Origin of the sequence: Paracoccus chinensis, assembly GCF_900102885.1 — a bacterium.
GTDB lineage: Bacteria > Pseudomonadota > Alphaproteobacteria > Rhodobacterales > Rhodobacteraceae > Paracoccus > Paracoccus chinensis.
Window position 1 is genome coordinate 204,650 of record NZ_FNGE01000002.1, and the last position, 24,922, is coordinate 229,571.

The following is a 24,922-nucleotide window of genomic DNA, read 5'->3' on the forward strand; positions in this document are numbered from 1 at the left end:
GGGGTCTAGAACCCGGCCGCGTAGGCGATCAGCAGGCCCATGACGACGACGGTCGCCAGCAGCGCGATCATGGTCAGCGCGGGAAGCCCGAACAGCGCCACGACCACGATCACCAGCACCACCACCAGCGCCAGGATGACGAGGATGCGGGCGGCGAGGATGCGTTCCTTCTGCGTCTGCATCTCGGCATCGGGGCTGAGCGCAGAAGCAAGGTGCTCGGCAGAGGTTTCAGTGCGGCTCATGGTCGGCCTCGGCTGTTGACGGATTTGGCTGCGAACTTGCCACGGCGCCAAGGGCCGCCGCAAGCGCAGGCAGGAATGCCACGATGTCGCGGGTGTGCCACAGGACGTGGCTTCCATGGCTGTGATCCTCGGCCAGCTCGTCGGGACCGTGGCGGCCCGCGCCGACCAGAACCGTGCGCATTCCCAAGGAAAACGGCACTTCGAGGTTGCGTGGATCGTCCTCGAACATGGCGCAGCGGGTGGGGTCGAGGCCATGCGCGCGAAGGACTGCGGCAAAGGAGCGCGGGTCGGGTTTCGGATGGTATCCGACCTCTCCGATGCCGTGGATGGCGTCGAAGACGCCCAGTTCGCGCCGTGCAAGCACCCGGCCCGCGTAAGCCGCGTCGGCGTTGGTGTGGATGATCTTCAGCCCCGGCAGCGCCCGGATCGCCTGCGCCAGCGCGGGTTCCGGCGTCAGGGCGGTGAAGTCGATGTCGTGGACCTCGGCCAGGTAGGTCTCGGGGTCGATGCCGTGATGGGCCATGAGGCCTGCCAGCGTCGTCCCATGCTCGCGCCAGTAATGGGCGCGCAGGCGGTCGGCCTCGGTGGCATCCACGTCCAGAAGGCGCTGGACATAGGCCGTCATTCGCGCCTCGATCTGCGAGAACAGCCGCATCTCCGGCGAGTACAGCGTGTTGTCCAGGTCGAAGATCCAGGCGTCCACGCCGGCGAAATCCGCCTGCAGGGCGGCGGTGTCGATGTCGCGCAGGGGGCGCATGAAGGGCGTATCCATGAACGAGGGCTAACGCGGACGCTGCGGCCTTGCAATCGCGGGGGCACCCGGCCAACTCTGCCCCGATGAAAGATGCATACAGCCTGATCCTGTCGGCGATCGACGACGGCACCTACCGTCCGGGCGACCGGCTGGTCGAATCGGAACTGGCCGAGCGCTTCGGCGTCAGCCGCACCCCCGTGCGCGAGGCCCTGCAGCGGCTGGAAACCCAGTCCATGCTGACCCGCGACGGCCGCAGCCTGATCGTGGCCACGCTGGACCACAACCAGTTGGCCGAGCTTTACACCGTGCGCACCGAGCTTGAGGCGCTGGCCGCGCGGCTGGCCGCGCGCCATGCCACGCGCGAGGAGGTGCGGGTCCTGGGCCAGATGGTCGAGGACGACCACCGCGTCGTGGACGACCCCCAGGCGCTCAGCCGCGCGAACCGCCGCTTCCACCACCAGATCCACCTCGCCTCGCACAACCGCTATCTTGTCCAGCAGCTCGACATCGTGCACCGGACCATGGCGCTGATGGCACGCACGTCGCTCGCCGCCGAGGGCCGGGGTCTGCGGTCTCTAGCCGAGCACCGCGAGATCGTCGACGCCATCGCCTCGGGCGACGGGGATGCGGCGGAAAAGGCGCTGCGCAACCACATCTCGACGGCCTTCGAGACGCGGCTGATGGAATCCGCCCGCGCCTGGGCCAGCACCATCGAGCAGGGCCGCAAGTGAGCCTGCGCGTGATCGCGTCCGATGCCGACCTGGCCGAAGGCGCGGCGCATCTGGCCTCGGTCTGCCCCGTATGGGCGCAGGTGCTTCCGCAGCTTGGCCCCCTGCCGCTGCGCCGGCGCGCCGACGGCTTCGGCGCGCTGATGTCGGCCATCGTCTCGCAGCAGATTTCCACGGCCGCCGCGGCCTCCATCTCGGCGCGGCTCGCGGCAGCGGGTCTGGACGTCCCCGGGACGATCATGGCGGCCGACGACGCCGCGCTGCGCGCCTGCGGGCTGTCGGGGCAGAAGGTGCGCTACCTGCGGGCGCTGGCGGAAGCGGGAATCGACTTCGACGCCCTGCGGCTCATGCCCGACGAGGAGGTCAGCGCCACCCTGACGGCACTGCCCGGCATCGGGCGCTGGACGGCCGAGATGTACCTGATCTTCGCGCTGGGCCGGGCGGATACCTTTGCGCCCGACGACCTCGCCCTGCAAGAGGCCGCGCGGCTGATGTATGGCTTGGCCGAACGCCCCAAGGGTCGTGCGCTGGCCGAGCTTGCGCGCCCCTGGGCGCCTTGGCGCGCGGTTGCGGCGCGGGGGCTCTGGGCCTATTACCACGTCGCCAAGGGACGCGAGGGAGTGACATGACGCGCGAGTTGCAATCGGGCCGCCGCGGCCCCGAGAAGGCGGGCTCGGTCATCGTCTTCCTGCACGGCTATGGCGCGGATGGCGCGGACCTGCTGGGGCTGGCCGATCCGCTGGGGCGCTATCTGCCCGACACCGCCTTCTACGCGCCGAACGCGCCCGAGCCCTGCCGCAACAATCCCTTCGGCTTCCAGTGGTTTCCGATCCCCTGGCTCGACGGCTCGACCGAAGCGCAGGCCCGCGCCTCGATGGAGAAGTCCATCGGCGACGTGAACGCCTTCCTCGACGGTGTGCTTGCGCGCGAGGGGCTGGGCGCGGATCGCATGGTGGTGGTGGGCTTCTCGCAGGGCACCATGATGGCGCTGCACATCCTGCCGCGCCGGGATGATGCGGTGGCGGGGATCGTCGGCTTTTCCGGCCGGCTGCTCGCGCCCGAACTGCTGGGCCAGGTCAGGGTCCGCCCGCCGGTCATGCTGCTGCACGGCGATCAGGACCAGATGGTGCCCTTCGCGGACATGGGTCTGGCAGAACGGGCGCTGTCGGGCGCAAACTTCACCGTGACCACCCATACCATGCGCGGCACGGGCCACGGCATCTCGCCCGATGGCTTGGGTGCGGCGCTGGGCTTCGTGCGCGAGGCGCTGGGCTGACGCCTGCGTCACCCCCGCGTCGCGTCACCGTCACGCAACGGTTACGACCGCCCCCGATACCCGCCCCTATCCGAAGCCTTGTCAGGACGCCGCCGCCCAATATAGTCGGCGAAAAGTCCTGAGGCGTCATGGCGGGGGGACAGACCGGATGCTTGACGACCCGAATGTCGACGGCGATTTCCGCAGCCAGTTCGTGCGCGACCCTGCCGCGTTGCGCCGCAACCCCGCATTGGTGCTGAACGCAGATTACCGTCCGCTCAGCTATTATCCCCTGTCGCTGTGGCCCTGGCAGGAAACGATCAAGGCGGTGTGTCTGGACCGCGTCCTGATCCTCGCCGAATATGACGAGGTTGTGCGAAGCCAGAGGGAGACCATACGCATCCCCTCGGTCGTGGTGCTGAAGGATTATGTGAAACCCAGGAAGCGCGTGGCATTCACGCGCTTCAATCTTTTTCTGCGGGACGAATTCTGCTGTCAGTATTGCGGATCGCGCGGCGACCTGACCTTCGATCATGTCGTGCCCCGGTCACGCGGCGGCACCACGGCCTGGGAAAACGTCGTGGCGGCCTGTTCGCCCTGCAACCTCAGGAAGGCGAACAAGAGCCTGCGCGCCTCGGGTCTGCGGCTGAAGCGCGCGCCGCGCCGCCCCACCACCGAAGAGATGCACGCCATCGGCCGGCGCTTCCCGCCGAACCACCTGCATGTCAGCTGGATGGATTATCTTTACTGGGATGCCGAGCTGGAAAGCTGAGGGCTCAGGCGTCGGGCGTGTGGCGCGGCCCGTTGCCGATGCGCGCCGACAGATGCACCACCACCGCCGCGATCCCCGCGGCCAGGGCCAGCGCCTGCAGCGGCACCCCCATGACCAGCGCGAGAACCAGCGTCGCGCCCGCCGTCAGGATCACGGCTGCGACCAGCAGAAGGAAATGGGGCAGGGGCATCGCGTCCTCCTCTACGGTCCGAATATGTGACCTGACGCACCGAATGAAAAGCCGCGATGGGCCGCAAACGTTCCATGAGCGCGGACTTGTCACTGTTCGCTTAATGTTCCAGACTTGGATCATGCTGCCGCCGCGTGACCCCGACCAGATACTCAAGGCCCGCGGCGCCGCCCACCGCCCCGCGGGACGGTTCGAACCTTACCGGACCCTGCGCGAACCCGATGGCTGGGACAGTCCGCCGGACGAGGTGCTGCTGCGCACCGAGGTCACGGCCGAGACCCCGCGCCGGATCATCACCCGCAACGATTCGCCCGACGTTCCCTTTGATCGCTCGGTGAACCCTTATCGCGGTTGCGAGCATGGGTGCATCTACTGCTTCGCCCGGCCGACCCATGCCTTCCTCGGCCTCTCGCCGGGACTGGATTTCGAAACGCGGATCACCGCCAAGCCCGATGCCGCGCGTCTGCTGCAGGCCGAGATCGCCCGGTCGGGCTATGCCGTCGCCCCCATTGCCTTCGGCACCAACACCGATCCCTACCAGCCGGTGGAAGCGCGGCTTGGGATCCTGCGCGCCTGCCTGCAGATGATGCACGACTGGAACCACCCGCTCAGCATCGTGACACGCGGGAGGACGATCCTGCGCGACCTCGACCTGATCGCGGCCATGGCCGCGCGCGGGCAGGTCTTCGTCGGCGTCTCGCTGACGACGCTGGACGCAGGGCTGGCCCGGCAGATGGAGCCGCGCGCACCCGCCCCGGCGACCCGCCTGGGCATGATCCGGGCGCTGGCGGATGCGGGCGTGCGTGTCCGCGTCATGCTGTCGCCCATGATCCCGGCGCTGACGGACCACGAGATCGAAGCGCTTCTGGCCGCCGCGCGGGCTGCGGGCGCCGCGACTGCCAGCATGATCCCGATCCGCCTGCCGCACGAGGTGGCACCCCTGTTCCGCGATTGGCTGGACCGCCACCATCCCGGTCGCGCGGCCCATGTGATGTCCCGCATCCAGGCCATGCGCGGCGGGCGTGACAACGACCCCCGCTTCGGCCACCGGATGCGCGGCGAAGGCCCCGAGGCCAAGCTGATGCACCAGCGCTTCCGCCTGGCCCGCAGGCGGCTGGGCTACGACCGCGAAAGCCCGCCGCTGGATGCCAGCCGCTTCGCCCCGCCCCCGCGCGCGGGCGACCAGCTTGCGCTGTTCTGACGTTCCGGGCAGGCTGGACCCATGACGACGATCTGGCATAACTCCAGTTGCTCGACCTCGCGCCGCGTGCTGCAGATGCTGCAGGACGGTGGAGAGGCCCCCATGGTCATCGACTACCGCAGGACCCCGCCCGATCGGGAAACGCTGCGCCAGTGGATCACCGATGCCGGCCTGACGGTCCGGCAGGCGCTGCGCCGCCGGAACACGCCTTATGACGACCTCGGGCTTGACGACCCGGACCTGACCGAGGATCAGCTTCTCGACTCGATCATGGCGCATCCGATCCTGCTGGAGCGCCCCTTCGTGCGGACGCCCCTCGGCACCCGTCTCTGCCGTCCGCCCGAGCGAGTCTTCGAGATCATGGCGAACCCGCCGACATCCTCGACGCAGGACAGCCCGTCGGCTACCTGACACTGCGAGCCGCGTCGCAGGCCGGTTCTTCTTCGCCAAAATATCCGCGGGGGTGAATGGGGGTGGGGCCCCATTCACCCCCGCAGCGAGGGCGGCAGCCCCGGCCTTAGCGCGCGCCCCGGATCATCCCCATGATCTCGCGCGCCTCGGCCACGATGGGCGAGGCGATGGCGTCGGCCTTCTCGGCGCCCGCCAGCAGGATGCGGTCGATCTCGGCGGGATCGCCCATCAGCTCGTTCATCCGCCGTGTGATCGGCTCCAGCACCGACACGGCCAGATCGGCCAGTGCCGGCTTGAAGGCGCCGAAGCCCTGGCCCTCGAACCGCGCCAGCACCGCGTCCGGCGTTTCGCCCGACAGCGCCGCGTGGATGTTGACGAGGTTGCGCGCCTCGGGCCGGTCTTTCAGCCCCTCCATCGACCCCGGCAGAGGCTCGGCATCCGTGCGCGCCTTGCGGATCTTCTGGGCGATGGCGTCGGCGTCGTCGGTCAGGTTGATGCGGCTCGCGTCCGAAGGGTCGGACTTGGACATCTTCTTGGTCCCGTCGCGCAAGCTCATGACGCGGGTCGCCGCCCCCTCGATCACCGGCTCGGGCGAGGGGAAGAAGTCTGTGCCATAGTCATGGTTGAACTTGGCCGCGATGTCGCGGGTCAGCTCGACATGCTGCTTCTGGTCCTCGCCCACCGGCACATGGGTCGCGCGGTAAGCGAGGATGTCCGCCGCCATCAGCGCCGGATAGGCGTAAAGGCCAAGGCTGACAGCCTCGGCGTTCTTGCCGGCCTTGTCCTTGAACTGGGTCATGCGGTTCATCCAGCCGACACGGGCCACGCAGGACAGCATCCAGCCAAGCTCGGCATGGGCGGGCACGTGGCTTTGCACGAACAGGACCGACTGCGCCGGATCGATGCCTGCCGCAAGGAAGGCCGCCGCGGCCTCGCGCGTCTGGTGGCGCAGCCGCTCGGGCTCCTGCCAGACGGTGATGGCGTGCAGGTCCACGAGGCAGTAGATCGTCTCGACCTGCCCCTGCTTTTCGACAAAGCGGCGCAGGGCGCCGAGATAGTTGCCCAGCGTCAGCCCTCCCGACGGCTGGATGCCTGAAAAGATGCGCGGGGTGTGGACGCGTGCCATGCTGCTGCCTGCTGGAAAAACCGTCGCGGCCGGATTACCGCTTGAGTCCTGTGGGCGCAACCGCGCCGGAAAGGACCCCGATGCGCGCCGGAATGAACGAAAGCCCCGTCAACAGCCTTCCCGCCGTGCTGTGGCTGCTGGCCATGCCCATCATCGCGGCCGAGGCCTATTTCGGCCTTGGCCGCCTGGGCTTTCTGGCGGGGGGCGTGAACGCGGGCCAGGCGGCGCGAGGCATCACCATCGAGCAGACCGCCTTCAACCCCGAGTTCCTGGTGCGCGCCTTTGACCGTTCCTCGGTCGCGGGGGCCCAGCTTTACCGGCTGCTCACCTATCCCTTCGTCCATTACTCGCTGACCCATGCGATCTTCGTCCTCGTTTTCCTGCTGGCGCTGGGGAACATGGTGGCGCGGGTCTTCCGCCCGGGGGCAGTGGTCGCGCTCTTCTTCGCCTCGGCCATCGGCGGCGCGGCGGTCTATTCGCTGGTTGCGGGCTTCCTGCCGATGGTCCGCTTCGACCCGCTGGTCGGAGGTTATGCGCCTGTTTATGGCCTCCTCGGCGCCTTCACCTTCCTGCTCTGGACCCGGCTGGGCGAGGAGAACGCCAACCAGCTGCGCGCCTTCACCCTGATCGGGATGCTGCTGCTGTTCCAGCTTGTCTTCGGCATTGCCTTTGGCGGCGCGGGCAAGAACTGGATCGCCGAGGTGTCCGGCTTCGTGATCGGCTTCCTGCTGTCCTTTGTCCTGATCCCCGGCGGCATGGGCCGCGTCCGCCGGCGCATCCGCCAGAGGTAGCTTTCGGATCGTCGCGGCGGTCCTTGCTGCACCGTTGCGGGCGGGGGTTTCACACCCCCGCGCCCCCGTGGGATATTTGGCCAAAGGAGAATGACAGAGCGCTGCCCCGGTACATTCTTCTTCGCGCAAATATCCCGGATCGTCGTATACGACGATGGGGCTGGCCCCCGGTTCGGCGCCGCTCCTCAGCGCCGCCGGCGCACGTTGGCGCGCAACTCGGCAGGGCTGATCGCCCCGATCACGAAGCTCAGGACGAAATAGGCGGCCGCGCCGCCGAAGACGAGGATCGCAAGGCCCGCAATGTCGCCCTCGCCGTCCTGTGCAAGCCATCCCCGCAGCGCCCACAACCCCCCCGCCATCAGAGCCGAGGACAGCACGATCCGCGGCAGCCGGCTGTGCAGCCGCCCGTCCAGTTGCGCGGCCTGGCCCATGCCGCGCGTCCCCCACCAGAGCTGCCCGACCATCACCCAGGCGGCAACGGTCGTGCCCAGCGCGGCGGCCACGAAGCCGACCAGCGGCATCAGCCCGACCGCGACGACGGCGTTCACGACCATCGAGTTCACCGCATAGCGGAATGGCGTCCTGGTATCCTCACGCGCGAAATAAAGCGGCTGCAGGATCTTCTGCAGGACGAAGGCGGGCAGGCCCAGCGCATAGACGATCAGCGCCCGCGCGGTCATCTGGGTGTCATGCGGGCCGAAGGCGCCGCGCTCGAACAGGGTGGCGACCATCGGCACCGCGATCACGGCGATGGCGAAGGCGGCGGGCAGGGTCAGGAACATCCCGAACTCGGTCGCGCGCGACAGGGCCGACTGGCCGCCCGCCTCGTCGCCCGCCCGCAGGCGGCGCGAGAGCTCCGGCAGCAGGACGACGGCAACCGCCGCGCCCACGACCCCGAGCGGCAGTTGATAAAGCCGGTCGGAGTAGCTGAGCCAGCCGATCGCGCCTTCGAAGAAGGACCCGACCTGCCGTCCCACCAGCAGGTTCACCTGCACCACGCCGCCCGCGAAGATCGCGGGAACTGCAATGGACAGAAGCCGCTTCATGTCGGGCGTCAGCCTCGGCCGGCGCGGCGCGAAGCGCCAGCCGGTGCGCGCCGCGTCCCACCAGACCAGTGCCAGTTGCGCGATCCCCGTGACGGGCGTCGCCCAGGCGAGCGTCAGGCCGAGATCCCAGCCGAACCAGCGCCCCAGCAGCATCCCCGCGATGAACAGGAGGTTCAGCAGGACCGGCGCGGCGGCGGCCACACCGAAGCGGCCGTTCGCGTTCAGCACGCCCGAGATCATCGAGGCGAGCGAGATCAGAAGGATGTAGGGGAAGGTGATGCGGCTGTATTCGACCGCCAGGTCGAAGCGCTCGTCCCCTGCGAATCCCGCCGCCATCAGCCAGACGAGCCCCGGCATCAGGATCATCGCGAGGGCCGAGAAGACCGCAACCACGAAGCCAAGGCCCGCAAAAGCGTCCGCGGCGAAGGCTCGCGGCGCCTCGCCCGATTCCAGCTTCTTGGAAAACATCGGCACGAAAGCCGTGTTGAAGGCGCCTTCCGCGAAGAAGCGGCGGAACATGTTGGGCAGGGACAGCGCCACCAGGAAGGCCTCGGCCTGCGCCCCGGTGCCCAGCCAGCGCGCCATCAGGATGTCGCGCACGAAGCCCGTCAACCGGGACAGGAAGGTCCAGAGGCCCACGGAGATGAACCCCCGCACCAGTCCGCCGCGCATGAATTCAGGCCTCCGCTCGTTCCGCGCCTTCGCGTATCGCCTGTCGCAGCCTGCGTTCAAGGGCTTCCCGCTTGGGGGCCTGGGTCAGCTTCAGCCCGAAGGCGTCCTTGACGTAGAAGCTGTCCACCACCTGCGCGCCATAGGTGGCGATCACGGCGCTGACGATCTGGATGTGGTTGGCGGCCAGCGTCCGCGTCAGGTCGTAAAGCAGGCCGGGCCGGTCGCGGGTGTCGACCTGGATGATCGTGTGGATGTCCGAGCCCTCGTTATCGAAGGTGATGTGGGTCGGGAAGCGGAAGGCACGGTCGCGCTTCTTGGGCTTGTCGCGTTCGGTCAGGGCGTCGCGCGGCACGACCTCGCCCGCCAGCGTGCGGAAGATCATGCGCTTGAGCTGGGGCAGGCGGTCGGCGGAATAGGGCTTGCCCTCGGCGTCCTGCACCCAGAAGACGGCGGTCGCATAGCCGTCGCGCGTGGTGTAGGTCCGCGCGTCCACCACGTTGGCGCCGACCAGTGCAAGCGCCCCTGCCAGGCGCGAGAACAGCCCCGGGTGGTCCGCCATGACGAAGGCGGCCCGTGTCGCGTCGCGCCGCAGGTCGGGGTCGAGGTCCATGCGGATCTCGTCGGCGGTGATGTCCTTCAGAAGCCGGGCGAAGACCTGCTGCGTGTCCGTGGGCAGCCCCTGCCAGTAGCTGTCATAATGGCGGGTGGCCTCGGCGCGGATGTCGGCGGCCGCCCAGCCCTGAGCGACCAGCAGGTGGCGCAGGCTGCGCCGGGCCTCGTCCACGCGCTGCTCGCGGTTGACGTCCTCGAACCCGTTCTCCAGCAGGTCCGCCGTCTGCCGGTGCAGCTTGCGCAGCAGCTCGGCCTTCCAGTTGTTCCAGGTGGTGGGACCCACCCCGCGGATGTCGCAGACGGTCAGCACCGTCAGCAGGTCCAGCCTGCGCCGCGTCCGCACGGCCTTGGCGAAGTCGCGCAGCGTGCGCGGGTCCGAGATGTCGCGCTTCTGCGCCACGTCGGACATGACCAGGTGGTTGCGGATCAGCCATTCCACAAGCTGGACCTGCACCGGCGTCAGCCCCAGCCGCTGGCAGACGCGCCGGGCGATCTGCGCGCCGATGATGGAATGGTCCTCGGGCCGGCCCTTGCCGATGTCGTGCAGCAGGGTCGCAAGATAGATGACCGTCCGGTCCAGCTTGCCCTCGGCCATGATGGCGCTGACGATGGGCAGGTCCTCGACCAGCTCGCCCCGCTCGATCTGGGCCAGCGCCGCCACGCACTGGATCAGGTGCTCGTCCACCGTGTAGTGGTGATAGACGTTAAACTGCATCATGGCGACAATGCGTTCGAATTCAGGGATATAGGCACCCAGCACGCCCAGCTCGTTCATCCGGCGAAGCGCGCGCTCGGGGTTGCCGTGCTTCAGCAGCAGGTCCAGGAAGATGCGCGCGGCCTCGGGGTCGGACCGCACCTGGTCGTCGATGCGATGCAGGTTCTGGGCGACAAGGCGCATCGCCTCGGGATGGATCAGGATGCCGCTGCGCAGGGCTTCCTCGAACAGCCGCAGGATGTTCAGCGGATCGGCGAAGAAGGCCCGGGGGTCGGCGATGGCCAGCCGCCCGGTTTCCACCTTGAAGCCTGCGGCCACCCGGGGGCGGCGGAAGCGTTCCAGCAGGGGCGCGCGATACAGGTGGCGCTGTTCCAGGCCGGTCAGGAAGACGCGGGTCAGCTCGCCCACGCGCGTCGCCTGGCGGAAATAGTCCTGCATGAAGATCTCGACGCCGCGCCGCCCGCCCGCATCGCGGTATCCCATGCGCGCCGCCACCTCGAGCTGCATGTCGAAGCTGAGCTTTTCCACCGCCCGGCCGGCGGCCAGGTGCATGTGGCAGCGCACGGCCCACAGGAAATCCTCGGCCGCCCAGAAGGTGGTGTGCTCGGCCCGCGTGAAATGGCCGAGGTCCACCAGCTCGATCGCCCGGTCCACCTGATGGATGTATTTCGCGATCCAGTAGAGAGTCTGGAGGTCACGCAGCCCGCCCTTGCCCTCCTTGACGTTGGGCTCCAGCACGTAGCGCCGGCCGCCCTGGCGGCGGTGGCGGTCCTCGCGCTCTTCCAGCTTGGCCTCGATGAACTGGGGCACGGTGCGGGCGAACAGCTCGGGCCAGAGCCGCTCGCGCAGGGACTGCGCCAGCACGGCGTCGCCGCAGACCAGCCGGTGTTCCAGCAGGCTGGTGCGGATCACCATGTCCGTCTCGGCCAGGCGGATGCATTCGTCCACGGACCGCGTGGCCTGGCCCACCTTCAGCTTGAGGTCCCAAAGCATGTAGAGCATCGATTCGACGACGCTTTCGATCCAGCCGGTGGGCTTCCACGGCAGCAGGAACAGCAGGTCGATGTCGGAATGCGGCGCCATCTCGCCGCGCCCGTAGCCGCCGACGGCCAGCACGGCCAGCCGCTCGCCCTCGGTGGGGGACAGGTTCGGATGCAGGCAGTTCGTCGCCACGTGATGGATGGCCCGCACCGTGGCGTCGGTCAGCTGGGCGATGGCGCGGACCGTTTCGCGCCCCTTGCGGGGGTGGGTGGCAAGTCCCGCGATGATGTCGGCCATGGCCTCGGACCGGGCAGCGGCCAGCCAGGCAACGGTGCGGGCGCGGATCTCGCGCGGGTCCGCCAGCCCCTTCAGCTCGGCGGTCAGGGCGGCAATCGCCGTGTCGCCGTCGAACAACGGATGCGCCCCGGGCAGGGCCGGGGCGCTCTGGACCGTGCGGACGGCCGGGTCTTCCTCGTCGTCGGGTCGCACCAGGGTCAGAGCCCGGCCCCGCGGAAGCTGGCGCGCGGCGCGTCGATGATGACGAGCTGGCCGTTCCGCAGCGTGGCGACCGCCAGCTGGCGCTGGTTGCTGCCGTCGGGCAGCAGGCGGAAGGCGCCCTGGACGCCCGCGAAGCCGCCGCTGCGCGTCAGGCCCGCCGTCGTCACCGCATTGCTGCGGCCCGCCCGGACCGAGGCCGCCACGGCCGAGACGCCGTCATAGGCGAGCGTGGCGAATTCATGCGGCGTTTCGCCGAAGGCCGCCTGGTAGCGGCGGTTGAACTCGGCGATGCGGGACAGGTCGGGGACGGCGAACCAGCCGTTCTGCATCTGCGGCAGGCGGGCGCGGTCGCCGGGCACGTCCCAGCGCGTCAGACCCATCAACTGGATGGACTGGCTGCTCAGGCCCACGTTGGCCAGCGCGCCCGTGATCTCGGGCAGGACGGCGGTGTTGTTGCCGGTCAGGAAGATCGCCTGCGCCTGATTGGCGGCGGCGGCCTGGGCGATGGTGGGGGCGATGCGGTCCATCTCGGCCCGCGTGGGGCCGTGACCCGTCTTGCCGACCAAGGTGGCGCGGTTGCGGGCGATGGCGCCCTCGATCGCGGCGCCGCCGATCTGGCCTGCCACGTCTGTCTCGTGCACGATCAGGAAGCGGCGCAGACCCTGGGCTACGCCATAGGACACCAGCCGGTTGGCGGTGTTCGAGAAGGTGTTACCCAGCACGAACAGGTTGCCGCCCGCGATGTCGGCGTTGTTCGAGAAGGACAGCACGTTCACCCGTCCCCGCACGGCATTGCCGACCGCGTTGGCCGATTCCGCGTGCAGCGGACCCACGATGATCTTGGCGCCTTCGGACACCGCCCGGTTCGCCTCGCGCACGGCAAGGCCCGCGTCGTCGCCGGTCTCGTAGACGCGAAGGTCGATCCGCGCGCCCTGCGCGTCGGCCACGGCCATCCGCGCCGCATTTGCCATGGACCGCGCCATGTAGTCGTAATTCGGGTCCCCCGATCCGCCCGGCACCAGCAGCGCCACCTGGACAGGCTGCGAGGGGTCGATCGTGGGCCCCGTCTGCGGCCCCGTGGCCTGCTGCTCGACGGGTTCGCAGGCGGCCAGGGCGGCGGCGGCCACCAGGGCGGCCACGCGCATCAGCGGACGCCGCCAGCCCGCGGGGCCAAGGCGCAGGGGAATGGAGAGCATGGGTGATTCCCTTGTTCTGGGGTGCCGGTTCGGGCGGAAGGGTAGCCACAGACCCACCGGCGTGGCAACCTGACGGACCGGCAGGCGAAGGGAACGGCAGGATGGACATTGATGACGACGGACCCGGCCCGGCAGAGGGCGCGCGGGTGCTGACGGCCTCGGTGCTGGCGGCAAGGCTCGACCCCGGGCTCTACCTCGTCGCCACGCCCATCGGAACGGCGCGGGACATCACGCTGCGGGCGCTGGACGTGCTGAACGCGGCCGACCTGCTGGCGGCCGAGGACACGCGCACCCTGCGCCACCTGATGTCGATCCACGGCATTCCCCTGCGCGGGCGGCGCATCCTGGCCTATCACGACCACAACGCCGACCGCGCCCGACCCGCGATCCTGCAGGCGGTGGAAGGCGGGCAGTCGGTCGCCTATTGCTCGGACGCGGGCACGCCGCTGGTGGCGGACCCGGGCTTCCGGCTGTCGCGCGACGTGGCGCAGGCGGGCGGGCGCGTTCATGCGGTCCCCGGCGCCTCGGCCCTGCTGGCGGCATTGACGGTTGCCGGGATGCCGACCGACCGCTTCCTTTTTGCGGGCTTCGCACCCTCGCAGAAGGGCGCGCGGCGGCGCTGGCTGGAGACCCAGGCGCGGCTGGACGCGACGGTGGTGATCTTTGAAAGCCCCCGTCGCGTTAAGGATATGTTGAGAGATCTGTGCGAGATCGATGGGGACCGTGATATCGCGGTCTGCAGGGAGCTGACCAAGAAGTTCGAGGAAGTGCTGCGCGGCCCGGCGCAGTCGGTGATGGAGAGCGTCCCCGAAGAAGGGCTGCGGGGCGAGATCGTGGTGGTCATGGCGCCAGGCGGCGCCGTGGTGGCGGATGACGATGCCGTGCGCGCGGCGCTGGCCGAGCGGGCGGGGCGGATGAGCCTGCGGGATGCGGCGGCCGAGGTCGCGGCGGCGGCGGGGCGCCCGCGCAAGGACGTGTATCGCATGGCGCTGGCCATGCAGGAGGAGCGGGACGATGACGATCATGCCCTGGATTGAGGCGGGACGGCCCGCGCTCCGGCGGCCTTCGCATTTCCGCGTCGCCCGTGGCGTCGCCGCCCATGCCAGCGGCCACGCGGCCGAGCGGCGGGTGGCCGAACGCTATGCCGCGCGCGGCTGCACGATCTTGGAGCGCTGCTGGCGCAGCCCGGCCGGAGAGGTCGACCTGATCCTGCGCGACGGCGAAGCGGTCGTCTTCGTCGAGGTCAAGAAATCCGAAACCCATGACATCGCCGCCCAGCGCATCTCGCGCCGGCAGATGGACCGCATCTGCCAGGCCGCGCTGCTGTACACCGACCACCTGCCCACGGGTGGGCTGACCGAGTTGCGCTTCGACGCGGCGCTGGTGGATGCGGACGGCCGGATCCAGATCGTGGAGAACGCCTTCGGCCCGAACTGACCGCCCGGCTTGCATCGCCCCTTGGCGCGGGCCAGAACCGGGGGCGAGTTCAAACCCAGCCCGGAGCCGACGATGCCCCTCAAGGTCGCCCTGCAGATGGACCCGATCGAGAATGTCTCGATCTCGGCCGATTCCACCTTCCGGCTGGGGCTCGAGGCCGAGGCGCGGGGGCACAGCCTGTTCCAGTACACGCCCGATGGGCTGATCTTCGACGAGGGAAAGCTGTTCGCCCGTGGCCGCGACGTGACCCTGCGGCGGGAACAGGGCAACCACGTCAGCTTCGGCGAGTGGCGCACAGCCGAACTGACCGAGTTCGATGTCGTCTGGCTGCGCCAGGACCCGCCCTTCGACATGGGCTATGTCACAACCACCCACCTTCTGGACCGCATCCATCCCAGGGTGCTGGTGGTGAACGATCCCTTCTGGGTCCGCAACTCGCCCGAGAAGCTCTTCGTGCTGGACTTCCCCGACCTGACGCCGCCCACGATGATCGCCCGCGACGTCGAGGCGATCCGCGCCTTCCGCCAGCGCCATGACGAGATCATCATCAAGCCGCTTTACGGCAACGGCGGGGCAGGGGTCTTCCACCTGCCGCAGGCCGACGCGAACCTGTCGGCGCTGCTTGAACTCTTCGGCGGCATCAACCGCGAGCCGGTGATCGTTCAGAAATACCTGCCCGCCGTGATCAAGGGCGACAAGCGCGTCATCCTGGTGGACGGCGAACCGGTCGGCGCCATCAACCGCATCCCCGCGCAAGGCGAGGCCCGGTCCAACATGCATGTCGGCGGCCGCCCCGAAAAGGTCGGCCTGACCGAGCGCGAGCGCGAGATCTGCGCCACCATCGGCCCGGTCCTGCGTGAGAAGGGCCTCATCTTCGTCGGCATCGACGTGATCGACGGCTGGCTGACCGAGATCAACGTGACCTCGCCGACCGGCATCCAGGAACTGGAACGCTTCGATGGCATCAACGCCGCCGCCCTGATCTGGGAGGCCATCGAGCGCCGCCGCGCCGCCCAGGGCTGAGGGCGAACGGAACACTGACGCCCCGAAGGGTCAGGCCCGGATCGCGCCTGACCCTTTTGCTTTTCGACAAGCTGCAACATCGGAGTTGACAGAAAGATCGAACCGTTCCAAAGACATTGGAACGGTCCAAATGGAGGATGCGGATGCGTTGGGGCCTGATCGGCGCGAGCAACATCGCCGCCACGCAGATGATCGATGCCATCCGGGCGAGCGGAGGAGAGATCGCCTCGGTCCTGTCAGGCGATAGCCGGCGCGGGCAGGACTTTGCCGCGCGCCACGGGATCGCAGCCAGCACAACGGAACTCAACAGCCTGCTGGACGGAGTGGATGCCGTCTACATCTCGACCACCAATGAAAAGCATTTCCCGCAGGCCATGGCGGCCATCTCGGCGGGCAAGCATGTGCTTTGCGAAAAGCCGCTCGCGATGAACGTGGCGGATGCCGTGACGATGGTCGCCGCCGCCCGTCAGGCAGGGCTGGTCTTCGGCACCAACCACCATCTGCGCAACGCGGGCAGCCACCTTGCCATCCGCGACGCCATCCGTGCGGGCCGGATCGGGCGCGTGCAGAGCGTCCGCGTCTTTCACGCGGTCCAGCTTCCTGCTCATCTTCAGGGCTGGCGCGTCGACAACCCGGCCGCGGGCGGCGGGGTGATCCCCGATATCGTCGTGCACGACGCCGACACCGTCCGCTTCCACCTGGACGAGAACCCGGCCGAGGTCGTGGCCATGACCGCCGACGCGGGCCTGGGCGCGGGGGTCGAGGACAACGTCATGTCTATCTGGTCCATGCCCTCGGGCGCGCAGGTCATGGCCCATGAAAGCTTCACCCATGGCTTCGCGGGCACGGGGATCGAGATCCACGGCACCGAGGGGTCGATTTTCGCCCGCAACGTCATGACCGGCCGCCCGGTGGGCGAGGTCACGCTGGTCACGCAGACGGGCACCGAGGCGATCCCCTTCGAGGACCACAACCTTTACCACCGCAGCGTCCGCCTGTTCACCGAGGCCGCGCAGGGCCGGGGCCGCCCGGCGGCGGATGGCGAGGACGGGGTCCGCTCGCTTGCCGTGGCGCTGGCCGTGGCCGAGGCTGCCCGCACCGGCCGCCGCATCCCCGTTGATTACGGAGGGATCTGATGGCCCGGATCGTTTCCGCCGCCGAGGCCGTGGCGCAGATCGGGGATGACGCGGTCGTCAGCGTCTCCTCCTCCTCGGCGCTGGGCTGTCCCGACGCGGTGCTGGCCGCATTGGGCGAGCGGTTCCGCGATGAAGGCCATCCGCGCGGCCTGACCACGCTGCACCCCATCGCGGCGGGCGACATGTATGGCGTCAAGGGCATGGACCACCTAGCGCAGGACGGGCTGCTGGACCGGGTGCTGGCGGGCTCCTACCCCTCGGGACCGTCCTCGCTGCCGATGCCGGACATCTGGCGCATGGTGGTGGAAAACCGGGTCAAGGCCTACAACGTGCCCTCGGGGATCATGTTCGACATGCACCGCGACGTGGCCGCGCGCCGTCCGGGCGTGCTGACGCAGGTGGGCCTGGACACCTTTGTCGATCCCCTCCGGCAGGGCTGCGCCATGAACGAGGCCGCCGCGGCCCACCCCATTGTCCACCGGCAGGACTTCGGGGGCCAGACCTGGCTGCATTTCCCCAACATCGTGCCCCATGTCTGCATCCTGCGCGCCACCACCGCCGACGAGAACGGCAACCTGACCTATGAGCACGAGGGCGCCTATCTGGGCGGGCTCGACCAGGCCATCGCCACGCGCAACCACCGCGGACTGGTGATCGCGCAGGTCAAGCGGGTGACGGCGGCAGGCTCGCTGCGGCCCCATGACGTCCATGTGCCGGGGCATCTCGTGGATTTGGTCGTGGTCGCGCCAGACCAGTGGCAGACGACCGAGACGCCCTATGATCCCGCCATCTCGGGCGAGATCATGCGGCCCTGGTCCAGCTTTACGGTCGCCGAGCACGGGGTCGAGAAGGTCATCGCCCGCCGCGCCGCGATGGAACTGCGGCGGGGCCAGACGGCGAACCTCGGCTTCGGCATCTCGGCGCTGGTTCCCCGCATCCTGCTGGAGGCGGGCGAGCCGCAGGCGGTCACCTGGGCCATCGAGCAGGGCGCCGTGGGCGGGATGCCCCTGACCGGCTTCGCCTTCGGCTGCGCGTCCAACGCCTTCGGCTTCGTGCCCTCGCCCAACCAGTTCACCTATTTCCAGGGCGGCGGCTTCGACATGTCCTTCCTGTCCTTCCTCGAAGTGGACCGGCAGGGCAACGTGAACGTGTCCAAGCTGGGCAAGAAGCCCTATCTGACCGCCGGCTGCGGCGGCTTCGTGGACATCACGGCCAACGCCCGCAAGCTGGTCTTTTCCGGCTTCTTCGAGGCTGCGGCCGAACTGGACCTGTCACCGGATGGGCTGCGGGTCACCAAGCCCGGCCGCTTCACCAAGATGGTGGACGAGGTCGAGCACGTGACCTTCTCGGGTCGCAGGGCACTCGAACTGGGGCAGGACGTCCTTTACGTCACCGAGCGCTGCGTCATGCGCCTGACGCCCGAGGGGCTGGTGGCCGTCGAGATCATGCCGGGGATGGAGCCCGAGCGCGACATCGTCGGTGCCTCGCAGGGCCGCGTCCGCATCGCCCCCGACGCGCGCCCCATGCCGCTGTCGCTGCTGGCCGAGGGTCCCATGGAGCTTGCGCTGTGAGCGCCGTGCATCTGCAGATCGCGGGTGGCATCGCCATGCTGCGGCTGGACAACCCCGCGCGGCTGAACGCCTTCACGCCCGCGATGCTGGAGCAGCTGGTCGCGCATTGCGACCGGCTGGACCGGGACGGCGCGGCGCGGGCCGTCCTGCTGGTGGCCGAAGGGCCGCGCGCCTTCTGCGCGGGCGCCGACATCGGGGCTTGGGCCGGGATTCCGCCGGCCGAGTTCGCGCGGCTCTGGGTGCGGGGCGGGCATCGCATCTTCGACCGGCTGGCGCGGCTGCCCATGCCGACGGTGGCCGTGATCCAGGCCCACGCCTTCGGCGGCGGGCTGGAACTGGCGGCAGCCTGCGATCTTCGGGTCATGGCGCCCGGCGCGACCATTGCCCTGCCGGAAACGCAGGTCGGCATCGTGCCGGGCTGGTCGGGCACGCAGCGGCTCGCGCGCCTGATCCCCGAGCCGCTGCTGAAGGAAATGGCGCTGTTCGGGCGGCGGGTCAGCGCCGAACGTGCGCTGGCGGCGGGTTTCGTGGCCGAGGTCGCCGAGGACCCGCTGGCGGCCGCCCAGGCCATTGCGGGCAAGCTGCTGGAAACCTCGCCGCGCGCGACCGAGGTTGCGAAATACATGATCCACGCCGCCGTTGGCGAGGATCGGGATGCCATGATCGAGGCGCTGGGGTCCGGCATGATCGCCGCCAGCGCCGACAAGGCCGAGGGCGTCGCCGCCTTCGCCGCCAAGCGCAAGCCCGTCTTTCCGGGGACATGAGATGACCGAGCACACCCTGATCGCAGGCCCCGCCACCCCCGTCACACTGGAACCCCGGACCAACCGCCACCTGATCGGCGGCGAATGGGTGGACAGCAGCGACGGCGCCACCTTCGACCGCCTGTCGCCCTCGCACGGGATGCTGGTCAGCCGTTCCGCCAAGGGCGGCGCGGCCGAGACCGAGGCCGCCATCGCCGCCGCTTCCGCGGCGTTCGACGGGGGCGACTGGCGCTTTCTGCCGGGCAAGCAGCGCGCGGCCCTGCTGAGCCGCGTGGCCGAGCTGATCGACCGGGAGCGCGAAAGGATCGCCCGGATCGAGGTGCTGGAATCCGGCAAGCCCATCACCCAGGCGCTGGCCGAAATCGAGGGCGCGGCCGACCTGTGGCGCTATGCGGCGGCGCTGGCGCGGACAGTCCATGGCGACAGCCACAACAGCCTCGGCCCCGACATGCTGGGCGTCGTGCTCAAGGAGCCCATCGGCACCGTTGGCATCATCACGCCCTGGAACTTTCCCTTCCTGATCGTCTGCCAGAAGCTGCCCTTCGCACTGGCCGCGGGCTGCACGGCGGTGGTGAAGCCCTCGGAGTTGACCCCTTCGACCACCGTCATCCTCGGAGAGCTGCTGGCCGAGGCGGGGCTGCCCGCGGGCGTTGTCAACATCGTGCTGGGCCATGGCGAGCCGGTGGGCGCGACCCTGTCCAGCCATCCGGGCGTGGACATGGTTTCGTTCACGGGCTCGACCGCCGTGGGCAAGCGCATCGTCGCGGCGGGTTCGGGGACGCTGAAGAAGGTCTCGCTGGAACTGGGCGGCAAGAACCCGCAGGTGATCTTTCCCGACGCGGACCTTGATGCTGCGGCCGACGCCATCGCCTTCGGCGTCTATTTCAACGCAGGCGAATGCTGCAACTCGGGCAGCCGCATCATCGTGCACGAGGACGTGGCCGAGGACCTGGTCGCCCGGGTGGCCGCGCTGTCCCGCCGCGTGCCCTTCGGCGACCCGCTGAACCCGGCGACGCAGGTCGGGGCCATCATCTCGGACGACCACCTTGCAAAGATCGACGGCCATGTGCGGGCCGCGCACGAGGCAGGGGCGCGGGTGGTGATCGGGGGCGGCGTGCTGGCGGTGCCGGGCCTCGACGGCCGCTTCTACGCGCCGACCGTGATCGCGGACGTGACCCCCGGCATGGTGGTCGCGCGCGAGGAGGTCTTCGGCCCCGTCCTGTCGGTCCTGACCTTCCGCACCGAGGACGAGGCGATCCGGCTGGCCAACGACGCCAGCTACGGCCTGTCTGCGGGCGTCTGGAGCCGCGACGTCCATACCTGCCTGAACTTCGCCCGCCGCGTGTCGGCCGGGACGATCTGGACGAATACCTGGATGGACGGCTTTGCGGAAATGCCGTTCGGTGGCATGAAGGAAAGCGGCCAGGGGAGGGAGCTTGGCCGCTACGGGTTGGAGGAGTTCCTGGAGGTCAAGACCGTCCAGATGCGCGTCGCGCGGGGGCGGAGCCTCTGGGTCGATAACGGCTGACAAGGCCGGTTTGCGCAGGGGGAGGAACGAATGCGCGTTTTGGACAGACTGATGATGTCGGCGGCCCTGGCAGTCGCCTCGGCGGGGGCGGCCTCGGCTGCCGAGGTCGAGGTGCTGCACTGGTGGACCTCGGGCGGAGAGGCCGCGGCGCTGAACGTGCTGAAGCAGGACCTGGAAGGGCAGGGGATCACCTGGCGCGACATGCCGGTGGCGGGCGGGGGCGGCGAGGCCGCGATGACCGCGCTGCGCGCCCGCGTGACGGCAGGCGACGCGCCGACCGCCGTGCAGGTGCTGGGTTTCGACCTGCTGGACTGGACCGAACAGGGCGACGTGCTGGCGAACCTCGACGAGGTCGCGACGGCGGGCAACTGGAACGCGGTGATCCCGGCGGCGCTGCAGCGGTTCTCCAAGCCCGGCGACCATTGGGTCGCGGCGCCGGTGAACGTGCATTCGACTAACTGGGTCTGGGCGAACAAGGCCGTGCTGGATGAACTGGGCATCAGTCAGCCCACGAACTGGGACGAGTTCATCGCCGCGCTGCAGAAGGCCAAGGACGCGGGCAAGGTTGCGCTGGCCCATGGCGGCCAGCCCTGGCAGGAGGCCACGATCTTCGACAGCGCCGTCCTGGCGTCGGGCGGACCCGAGTTCTACCAGAAGTCGATGATCGACCTCGACCCCGAGGCGCTGGGGTCCGAGCAGATGGTCGCGGCCTTCGACAAGATGGAACAGCTGCGCGGCTTCGTGGACGACAACTTCTCGGGCCGCGACTGGAACCTCGCCAGCGCGATGGTCATCAACGGCGAGGCCGCCTTCCAGATCATGGGCGACTGGGCCAAGGGCGAGTTCCTGAACGCGGGCAAGGTGCCCGGCACCGACTTCCTGTGCTTCCGGGTGCCGGGCACGGAAGGAACGGTCACCTTCAACAGCGACCAGTTCATGATGTTCAGGCAGGACGATCCCGAGGCCACCAAGGCGCAGATGGCCATGGCCGCCGCGATCGAGTCGCCCGAGTTCCAGGTGGCCTTCAACACGGTCAAGGGCTCGGTCCCCGCGCGCACGGATGTGCCCGACACCGAGTTCGACGACTGCGGCAAGAAGGGCATGGCGGACCTCAAGGCCGCCTCCGAGGCGGGCACGCTCCTGGGCTCCATGGGCCACGGCCACGCCAACCCGGCCGCCGTGAAGAACGCGATGTATGACGTCATCACCGCGCATTTCAACGGCGAATACGACAGCCAGCAGGCCGCCGAGGAACTGGTGAACGCGGTCGAGGGCGCGCAGTAAGCCACCGGCGCGGGGCCCGTGCGGCCCCGCCCTTTCCGCCGCGGGAGGGCGCGGCGGTCCATCCGGGAGGAAACTCATGTCCGCAGAAGCCATGCCCGCGGCGACAAGCCGTGCGGATCTGCGCGGGCGCTTGCAGGACTGGCTGCCGAGGCTGGTGCTGTCGCCCTCGGTCGCGGCGATGCTGGTCTTCGTCTACGGCTTCATCGCCTATTCGGTCTTTCTGTCCTTCACGGGCTCGAAGATGCTGCCCAGCTACGACTGGGTGGGCTTCGACAACTACCGGCGCCTGTTCGGCCTGTCGGCCTGGACCACGGCGCTGGTGAACCTCGGGATCTTCGCGAGCCTGTACATCCTGATCTCGATCGCCATCGGGCTGATGCTGGCGATCTTCCTGGACCAGAAGATCCGCGCCGAGGGCACCCTGCGCGCGATCTACCTTTACCCAATGGCGCTGAGCTTCATCGTCACCGGCACCGCCTGGAAATGGCTTCTGGACCCCGGCATCGGGATCGAGAACACGATGCACCTGTGGGGCTGGGAAAGCTTCCGCTTCGACTGGATCAAGGACCGCGACATGGCGATCTACACGCTGGTGATCGCGGCGGTCTGGCAGTCCTCGGGCTTCGTCATGGCGATGTTCCTGGCGGGCCTGCGGGGCATCGACAACGAGATCCTGAAGGCCGCGCAGATCGACGGGGCCTCGAATCTCAGCTTGTATCGCCGGATCGTCATCCCGATGCTGCGGCCCGCGTTCCTGTCGGCCTTCGTCATCCTCGCGCATCTGGCGATCAAGTCCTACGACCTGGTGATCGCGCTGACGGGCGGGGGGCCGGGGCGGGCGACCGAGCTGCCCGCGACCTTCATGTATTCCTACACCTTCACCCGCAACCAGATGGGCGTGGGCGCGGCCAGCGCCGTGATCATGCTGATGGGCGTGGCCTCGGTGATCGTGCCCTACATCTATGCCGAGATGCGGCAGGGAGAGGACCGATGAGCGTCGCCACCCAGACCACCGCCGTCCGCACCGGCCGCATCGGGCGCGCGCTGATCGTCACGGTGCTGATCTTCTTCGCGCTGTTCTACCTGCTGCCGCTGGGCGTCATGCTGATCAACAGCCTGAAGCCGCTGCCCGAGATCACCGGCGGCAACATGATGGCCCTGCCGCGCGAGCCCACGCTGGACCCCTGGCGCTCGGCCTGGTCAACGGCGCAGATCGGGGTGCAGGCGACGGGCCTGAAGCCCTATTTCCTGAACTCGATCCTGATGGTCGTGCCCGCGGTCGCCATCTCGACCATGCTGGGGGCGCTCAACGGCTATGTCCTGACCAAGTGGCGCTTTCCGGGGCACCGCTGGGTCTTCGGGCTGCTGCTGTTTTCCTGCTTCATCCCCTTTCAGATCGTGCTGATCCCCATGGCGCGGCTGCTGGGCCTGATGGGGCTGGCGGGCTCGCTGCCGGGGCTGATCCTCGTGCACGTGGTCTACGGGATCGGCTTCTCGACGCTCTACTTCCGTAACTACTATGCCGCCTTCCCGACCGAGCTGGTGCGCGCGGCCATGATCGACGGGGCGGGGTTCTTCCGCATCTTCTGGCGGATCATGCTGCCCGTGTCGGGGCCGATCGCGGTGGTCTGCATCATCTGGCAGTTCACCAACATCTGGAACGACTTCCTGTTCGGCGTCTCCTTCGCGGGGCTGGACGCGATGCCGATGACGGTGGCGCTGAACAACCTCGTGCAGTCCTCGACGGGCGTGCGGGAATACAACGTCCACTTCGCGGCCGCGATCCTGGCCGCGCTGCCGACGCTGCTGGTTTACATCGTCGCGGGCCGCTATTTCGTGCGCGGCCTGATGGCGGGTTCTGTGAAGGGCTGACCCATGGGCTTTCTCGACATCGACAACGTCACCAAGTCCTATGGCACGGTCGAGGTGCTGCACCGCGTGGACATCTCGGTGGGCGAGGGCGAGTTCCTCGTGCTCGTCGGCCCCTCGGGCTGCGGGAAATCGACGCTGCTGAACATGATCGCGGGGCTCGAGGACATCACCTCGGGGACGATCTCGATCAACGGGCGGGTGGTGAACGAGGTCCACCCCTCGCGCCGCAACATCGCCATGGTGTTCCAGAGCTACGCGCTTTACCCCAACATGACCGTGGGCCAGAACATGACCTTCGGGCTTGAGATGCACGGCGTTCCCAAGGCGGAACGCGAGCGCGCGCTGAAGGACGTGGCGCAGCTTCTGCAGATCGGCCACCTGCTGGACCGAAAGCCCGGGCAGCTGTCGGGCGGGCAGCGCCAGCGGGTCGCGATGGGACGGGCGCTGGTGCGCGACCCCGATGTCTTCCTGTTCGACGAGCCGCTGTCGAACCTCGACGCGAAGCTGCGCGTGGACATGCGGACCGAGATCAAGAAGCTGCACCACCGCTTGGGCCGCACCACCGTCTATGTCACCCACGACCAGATCGAGGCGCTGACGCTGTCCACCCGCATCGCCGTGATGAACAAGGGCCATGTCCAGCAACTGGGCACGCCGCGGGAAATCTATGACCGGCCGGCTAACACCTTTGTCGCCAGCTTCATGGGCAACCCGTCCATGAACCTGATGCCCGCGCGCATCGTCGTCCGCGACGGTGCGCCGCATGCGCAGGTCACGCTGGACGGCGCCTCGCAGAAGCTGCTGCGGCTGGGCCAGCCCGCGCTGGCTGCGCAGGACGGGCGCGAGGTGATCCTGGGCCTGCGCCCCGAGGCGATCACCGACGAGGGTGGCGCCGACAGCAGCGCGCAACTGGTCGAGCAGGTGGATCATGTCGTTTCGGTGGTGGAACCGGCGGGCGCGGACACCTTTGCGGCCTTCACGGTCGGCGGGCGCGACGTGGTGGCGCGGCTGCGCGCCAATTCGCAGCCCCGCGTTGGGGCGCAGTTTCCCTTCCGGCTGAACATGGACAAGGCCGTGGTCTTCGATCCCCGGACCGAAGCGCGGATCGGGGACTGAG

Annotated in this window: 25 protein-coding genes; 18 read left to right on the forward strand and 7 right to left on the reverse strand. The window is 68.9% G+C overall.

What is annotated here, in order from left to right; all coding sequences use genetic code 11:
- Positions 1-5: 5 nt before the first annotated feature.
- Both BLQ03_RS02925 and BLQ03_RS02930 read right to left on the reverse strand, forming a co-directional pair.
- Positions 6-242 carry a hypothetical protein gene (locus BLQ03_RS02925; RefSeq protein WP_090752544.1) on the reverse strand — a complete coding sequence of 79 codons (237 nt, stop codon included), beginning with the start codon at positions 240-242 and terminating at the stop codon, positions 6-8.
- On the reverse strand, positions 229-1,014 hold the full coding sequence (locus tag BLQ03_RS02930) for a pyrimidine 5'-nucleotidase (protein ID WP_245688652.1): 786 nt from the start codon (positions 1,012-1,014) through the stop codon (positions 229-231). The genes BLQ03_RS02925 and BLQ03_RS02930 overlap by 14 nt, the downstream gene beginning before the upstream one ends.
- 65 nt (positions 1,015-1,079) lie before the next feature.
- On the opposite strand from BLQ03_RS02930, the gene BLQ03_RS02935 reads away from it, so the two are divergent.
- From BLQ03_RS02935 to BLQ03_RS02950, 4 genes are all read left to right on the forward strand, one after another.
- The gene (locus BLQ03_RS02935) at positions 1,080-1,727 is read left to right on the forward strand and encodes a GntR family transcriptional regulator (protein WP_090752547.1); all 648 of its coding nucleotides are present in this window, start codon (positions 1,080-1,082) and stop codon (positions 1,725-1,727) included.
- Complete coding sequence (locus BLQ03_RS02940) at positions 1,724-2,353, forward strand: DNA-3-methyladenine glycosylase family protein (protein ID WP_175558752.1); 630 nt, start codon at positions 1,724-1,726, stop codon at positions 2,351-2,353. The genes BLQ03_RS02935 and BLQ03_RS02940 overlap by 4 nt, the downstream gene beginning before the upstream one ends.
- The gene (locus BLQ03_RS02945) at positions 2,350-3,000 is read left to right on the forward strand and encodes an alpha/beta hydrolase (RefSeq protein WP_090752550.1); all 651 of its coding nucleotides are present in this window, start codon (positions 2,350-2,352) and stop codon (positions 2,998-3,000) included. The genes BLQ03_RS02940 and BLQ03_RS02945 overlap by 4 nt, the downstream gene beginning before the upstream one ends.
- 148 nt (positions 3,001-3,148) lie before the next feature.
- Entirely contained in the window at positions 3,149-3,751 is a 603-nt protein-coding gene (locus tag BLQ03_RS02950) for an HNH endonuclease (protein ID WP_090752553.1), read from the forward strand.
- 4 nt (positions 3,752-3,755) lie between these two features.
- On the opposite strand, the gene BLQ03_RS02955 is transcribed toward BLQ03_RS02950, so the two are convergent.
- Positions 3,756-3,941, reverse strand: a complete 186-nt coding sequence (locus BLQ03_RS02955) for a hypothetical protein (protein WP_090752555.1) — start codon at positions 3,939-3,941, stop codon at positions 3,756-3,758.
- A 121-nt stretch (positions 3,942-4,062) separates the two neighbouring features.
- On the opposite strand from BLQ03_RS02955, the gene BLQ03_RS02960 reads away from it, so the two are divergent.
- Both BLQ03_RS02960 and arsC read left to right on the forward strand, forming a co-directional pair.
- The gene (locus tag BLQ03_RS02960) at positions 4,063-5,142 is read left to right on the forward strand and encodes a PA0069 family radical SAM protein (RefSeq protein ID WP_425415712.1); all 1,080 of its coding nucleotides are present in this window, start codon (positions 4,063-4,065) and stop codon (positions 5,140-5,142) included.
- 21 nt (positions 5,143-5,163) lie between these two features.
- Complete coding sequence (gene arsC, locus BLQ03_RS02965; RefSeq protein ID WP_090752558.1) at positions 5,164-5,553, forward strand: arsenate reductase (glutaredoxin); 390 nt, start codon at positions 5,164-5,166, stop codon at positions 5,551-5,553.
- Positions 5,554-5,659: 106 nt separating this feature from the next.
- Here the strand turns inward: arsC and trpS are convergent, their stop codons facing one another.
- On the reverse strand, positions 5,660-6,679 hold the full coding sequence (trpS, locus tag BLQ03_RS02970; RefSeq protein ID WP_090752559.1) for a tryptophan--tRNA ligase: 1,020 nt from the start codon (positions 6,677-6,679) through the stop codon (positions 5,660-5,662).
- Positions 6,680-6,759: 80 nt separating this feature from the next.
- Here trpS and BLQ03_RS02975 point away from each other — a divergent pair, with 80 nt between their 5' ends.
- The gene (locus BLQ03_RS02975) at positions 6,760-7,470 is read left to right on the forward strand and encodes a rhomboid family intramembrane serine protease (protein WP_090752561.1); all 711 of its coding nucleotides are present in this window, start codon (positions 6,760-6,762) and stop codon (positions 7,468-7,470) included.
- 185 nt (positions 7,471-7,655) lie between these two features.
- Here the strand turns inward: BLQ03_RS02975 and murJ are convergent, their stop codons facing one another.
- The 3 genes from murJ to BLQ03_RS02990 are packed head-to-tail and all read right to left on the reverse strand — an operon-like array spanning position 7,656 to position 13,190.
- A complete protein-coding gene (gene murJ, locus BLQ03_RS02980; RefSeq protein ID WP_090752564.1) occupies positions 7,656-9,188 on the reverse strand; it encodes a murein biosynthesis integral membrane protein MurJ in 1,533 nt (510 codons plus the stop codon).
- A gap of 4 nt (positions 9,189-9,192) precedes the next feature.
- Complete coding sequence (locus tag BLQ03_RS02985; RefSeq protein ID WP_090752567.1) at positions 9,193-11,985, reverse strand: [protein-PII] uridylyltransferase; 2,793 nt, start codon at positions 11,983-11,985, stop codon at positions 9,193-9,195.
- Positions 11,986-11,990: 5 nt separating this feature from the next.
- Complete coding sequence (locus BLQ03_RS02990) at positions 11,991-13,190, reverse strand: penicillin-binding protein activator (RefSeq protein ID WP_090752570.1); 1,200 nt, start codon at positions 13,188-13,190, stop codon at positions 11,991-11,993.
- A 107-nt stretch (positions 13,191-13,297) separates the two neighbouring features.
- Here BLQ03_RS02990 and rsmI point away from each other — a divergent pair, with 107 nt between their 5' ends.
- From rsmI to BLQ03_RS03045, 11 genes are all read left to right on the forward strand, one after another.
- On the forward strand, positions 13,298-14,227 hold the full coding sequence (gene rsmI, locus BLQ03_RS02995; protein ID WP_425415715.1) for a 16S rRNA (cytidine(1402)-2'-O)-methyltransferase: 930 nt from the start codon (positions 13,298-13,300) through the stop codon (positions 14,225-14,227).
- Positions 14,205-14,627 carry a YraN family protein gene (locus BLQ03_RS03000; protein WP_342672002.1) on the forward strand — a complete coding sequence of 141 codons (423 nt, stop codon included), beginning with the start codon at positions 14,205-14,207 and terminating at the stop codon, positions 14,625-14,627. The genes rsmI and BLQ03_RS03000 overlap by 23 nt, the downstream gene beginning before the upstream one ends.
- A 72-nt stretch (positions 14,628-14,699) precedes the next feature.
- The gene (gene gshB / locus BLQ03_RS03005) at positions 14,700-15,650 is read left to right on the forward strand and encodes a glutathione synthase (RefSeq protein WP_090752576.1); all 951 of its coding nucleotides are present in this window, start codon (positions 14,700-14,702) and stop codon (positions 15,648-15,650) included.
- A gap of 143 nt (positions 15,651-15,793) precedes the next feature.
- Positions 15,794-16,786, forward strand: a complete 993-nt coding sequence (locus BLQ03_RS03010; protein ID WP_090752579.1) for a Gfo/Idh/MocA family protein — start codon at positions 15,794-15,796, stop codon at positions 16,784-16,786.
- Entirely contained in the window at positions 16,786-18,357 is a 1,572-nt protein-coding gene (locus BLQ03_RS03015; RefSeq protein ID WP_090752582.1) for an acyl CoA:acetate/3-ketoacid CoA transferase, read from the forward strand. The genes BLQ03_RS03010 and BLQ03_RS03015 overlap by 1 nt, the downstream gene beginning before the upstream one ends.
- Positions 18,354-19,121: an enoyl-CoA hydratase/isomerase family protein gene (locus BLQ03_RS03020; RefSeq protein ID WP_090752585.1), complete on the forward strand. Its 768-nt coding sequence runs from the start codon at positions 18,354-18,356 to the stop codon at positions 19,119-19,121. Before BLQ03_RS03015 ends, BLQ03_RS03020 begins: the two co-directional genes overlap by 4 nt.
- Before the next feature lies 1 nt (position 19,122).
- Positions 19,123-20,649, forward strand: coding sequence for an aldehyde dehydrogenase family protein (locus BLQ03_RS03025; protein WP_090752587.1), 1,527 nt, complete (start codon positions 19,123-19,125; stop codon positions 20,647-20,649).
- 30 nt (positions 20,650-20,679) lie between these two features.
- A complete protein-coding gene (locus tag BLQ03_RS03030; RefSeq protein WP_090752590.1) occupies positions 20,680-21,933 on the forward strand; it encodes an ABC transporter substrate-binding protein in 1,254 nt (417 codons plus the stop codon).
- A gap of 76 nt (positions 21,934-22,009) precedes the next feature.
- Positions 22,010-22,927, forward strand: a complete 918-nt coding sequence (locus BLQ03_RS03035; RefSeq protein WP_342672003.1) for a carbohydrate ABC transporter permease — start codon at positions 22,010-22,012, stop codon at positions 22,925-22,927.
- Positions 22,924-23,805, forward strand: a complete 882-nt coding sequence (locus BLQ03_RS03040; RefSeq protein WP_090752592.1) for a carbohydrate ABC transporter permease — start codon at positions 22,924-22,926, stop codon at positions 23,803-23,805. The genes BLQ03_RS03035 and BLQ03_RS03040 overlap by 4 nt, the downstream gene beginning before the upstream one ends.
- A gap of 3 nt (positions 23,806-23,808) precedes the next feature.
- Positions 23,809-24,921, forward strand: coding sequence for an ABC transporter ATP-binding protein (locus BLQ03_RS03045; RefSeq protein WP_090752595.1), 1,113 nt, complete (start codon positions 23,809-23,811; stop codon positions 24,919-24,921).
- The last annotated feature ends 1 nt before the right edge of the window (position 24,922 follow it).